This window comes from Mesorhizobium sp. M7D.F.Ca.US.004.03.1.1, from assembly GCF_003998635.1.
GTDB lineage: Bacteria > Pseudomonadota > Alphaproteobacteria > Rhizobiales > Rhizobiaceae > Mesorhizobium > Mesorhizobium loti.
This window is the reverse complement of record NZ_RZQG01000792.1, coordinates 1-2790: the sequence shown is the minus strand read 5'-3', so window position 1 is coordinate 2790 and position 2790 is coordinate 1. Positions and strand designations below refer to the sequence as shown.

General features: G+C 64.7%; 2 protein-coding genes. Both read left to right on the top strand.

The genetic code is table 11. From position 1 onward, the window contains the following. Positions 1 to 1796: 5-dehydro-2-deoxygluconokinase (gene iolC, locus EN935_RS29900; protein ID WP_127373917.1), on the top strand; the 1796-nt coding region annotated here is incomplete at its 5' end. 35 nt (positions 1797 to 1831) lie between these two features. Continuing rightward, the coding region (locus EN935_RS29895) for a thiamine pyrophosphate-binding protein (RefSeq protein WP_245489084.1) at positions 1832 to 2790 on the top strand (959 nt) is incomplete at its 3' end.

Genomic DNA, 2790 nt, shown 5'->3' with positions numbered 1-2790 from the left:
CGGCCAACATTTCGGTCGGCACGGCCAGGCTCGGCCTGCGCTCGGCGCTGCTGACCCGCGTCGGCGATGAGCAGATGGGGCGCTTCATCCGCGAGCAGCTGAGGCGTGAAGGCGTCAATGTCGACGGGCTGAAGACCGACAAGGAGCGGCTGACCGCTTTGGTGCTGCTGTCGGTCGAGGACGAAGGCGTATCGCCGATGATCTTCTACCGCTCGGACTGCGCCGACATGGCGCTGGCGCCGGAAGACATCGACGAGGCCTTCATCGCCTCGGCCCGCTCGATCGTCGTCACCGGCACGCATTTTTCCCGCCCCAACAGTGATGCCGCGCAGCGCAAGGCGATCCGCATCATGAAAGCCAAGGGCGGCAAGGTGGTGTTCGACATCGACTACCGGCCCAATCTATGGGGCCTCGCCGGCCACGCCGAAGGTTTCGAGCGCTACGTGAAATCGGACCGGGTCTCGGCCCAGCTGAAGACGGTGCTGCCCGATTGCGACCTGATCGTCGGCACCGAGGAAGAGATCATGATCGCGTCGGGCGCTGACGACTGCCTGAGCGCGCTGAAGACGATCCGCTCGCTGTCGTCCGCGACCATTGTTCTGAAGCGCGGCGCCATGGGCTGCATCGTCTATGACGGACCGATCAGCGACGATCTCGAGGACGGCGTCGTCGGCAAAGGGTTTCCGATCGAGATCTACAATGTGCTAGGCGCCGGCGACGCCTTCATGTCCGGCTTCCTGCGCGGCTGGCTGGGTGGCGAAGACCACGCGACGGCGGCGACATGGGCCAATGCCTGTGGTGCCTTCGCCGTGTCGCGGCTGCTCTGCGCGCCGGAATATCCGACCTTCGAAGAGTTGCAGTTCTTCCTCAAGAACGGCAGCAAGCATCTGGCGCTGCGCAAGGACGAGGCGATCAACCACATCCATTGGGCAACGACGCGCCGGCGCGACATTCCCTCGCTGATGGCGCTCGCCTGCGATCACCGCGTGCAGCTCGAGGATGTGGCGGCAAAGGCTGGTGCCGATCCCGCACGCATCCACGATTTCAAGGTGCTGGCGGTCAAGGCCGCGGCGAAGGTCGCCGCCGGACGCGACGGCTACGGCATGCTGATCGACGAGAAGCATGGCCGCAAGGCGATGTTCGAATTCGCTAGGCATTCCTTCGCCTGGCTGGGTCGGCCGGTCGAATTGCCGGGCTCGCGGCCGCTGCGCTTCGAATTCTCGCAGGACATCGGCTCGCAGCTCACCGAATGGCCGGTCGATCACTGCATCAAGTGCCTGTGCTTCTACCATCCCGACGATCCGGCGGCGCTGAAGGAAGAGCAGCAGCAGAAGCTGCGCGCGCTGTTCGAAGGCGCGCGGAAAGTAGGCAGAGAACTTCTCATCGAGATCATCGCCGGCAAGCATGGCAAGCTCGACGACACGACGATCCCGCGCGCGCTGGAAGAGCTCTATGCGCTCGGTATCAAGCCGGACTGGTGGAAGCTCGAACCGCAGGCGTCGGCCGGTGCCTGGGCGAAGATCGAAGCCGTCATCCTGAAGCACGATCCGTGGTGCCGGGGCGTCGTGCTGCTTGGCCTGGAGGCGCCGCAGGACGAGCTGGAAGCGGCTTTCGCCGCCACCGCCAAGGCGCCTATCGTCAAGGGCTTTGCCGTCGGCCGCACCATCTTCGTCCATGCGGCAGAACAATGGCTGGCTGGCAAGATGTCGGATGACGAGGCCATCGCCGACATGGCGCAGCGCTTCGAACAGCTGACCGAAGCGTGGCTTGCCGCGCGCGGCCGCAAGGCGGCATAAGAAGGCCCGGCACAAGGACTGCGGAGGAAAACACCATGAGCAAGACAATTCGCCTGACGATGGCGCAGGCGCTGACCCGCTTTCTCAGCAGGCAAATGACCGAGATCGACGGCAATAAAATCCCGATCTTCGGCGGCGTCTGGGCAATCTTCGGTCACGGCAATGTCGCCGGCATCGGCGAGGCGCTTTATCAGGTGCGCGACGAATTGCCGACCTTCCGCGCCCACAATGAACAGGCGATGGCGCATGCGGCGATCGCCTATGCCAAGGCCAATTTCCGCCTCCGCTTCATGGCCGCGACCTCTTCGATCGGTCCCGGCGCGCTCAACATGGTGACGGCGGCGGCACTCGCTCATGTAAACCGGTTGCCCGTCCTGTTTCTGCCCGGCGATGTCTTCGCCAACCGTATTCCCGATCCGGTGTTGCAGCAGGCCGAGGACTTTTCCGACGGCACGGCGACGGTCAATGACTGTTTCCGTCCGGTGTCGCGCTATTTCGACCGCATCACCCGGCCGGAGCAGATTATTCCAGCGCTCAGCCGCGCGATGCAGGTGCTGACCGATCCGGCCAGTTGCGGACCGGTGACGCTGTCACTTTGCCAGGATGTCCAGGCCGAGGCCTATGACTATCCCGAGAGCTTCTTTGCCGAGCGGGTCTGGCACCAGCGCCGGCCGCGCCCGGACCGCCATGAGCTTGCCGCCGCGGTGGCCGCGCTCAAGGGGGCGAAAAAGCCGCTGGTGATCGCCGGCGGCGGTGTCCTCTATTCACAGGCCTCGGACGAACTGGCGAAATTCGCCGAGGGCGCAGGCATTCCGGTCTGCGAGACGCAAGGCGGCAAATCCTCGCTGCCGGACGATCATCCGCTCAACATGGCGGCGGTCGGCGTCACCGGCACTTCTGCCGCCAACCGGCTGGCGGAAGAAGCCGATGTCGTGCTGGCCATCGGCACGCGCCTGCAGGATTTCACGACCGGCTCGTGGGCGCTGTTCAAGAA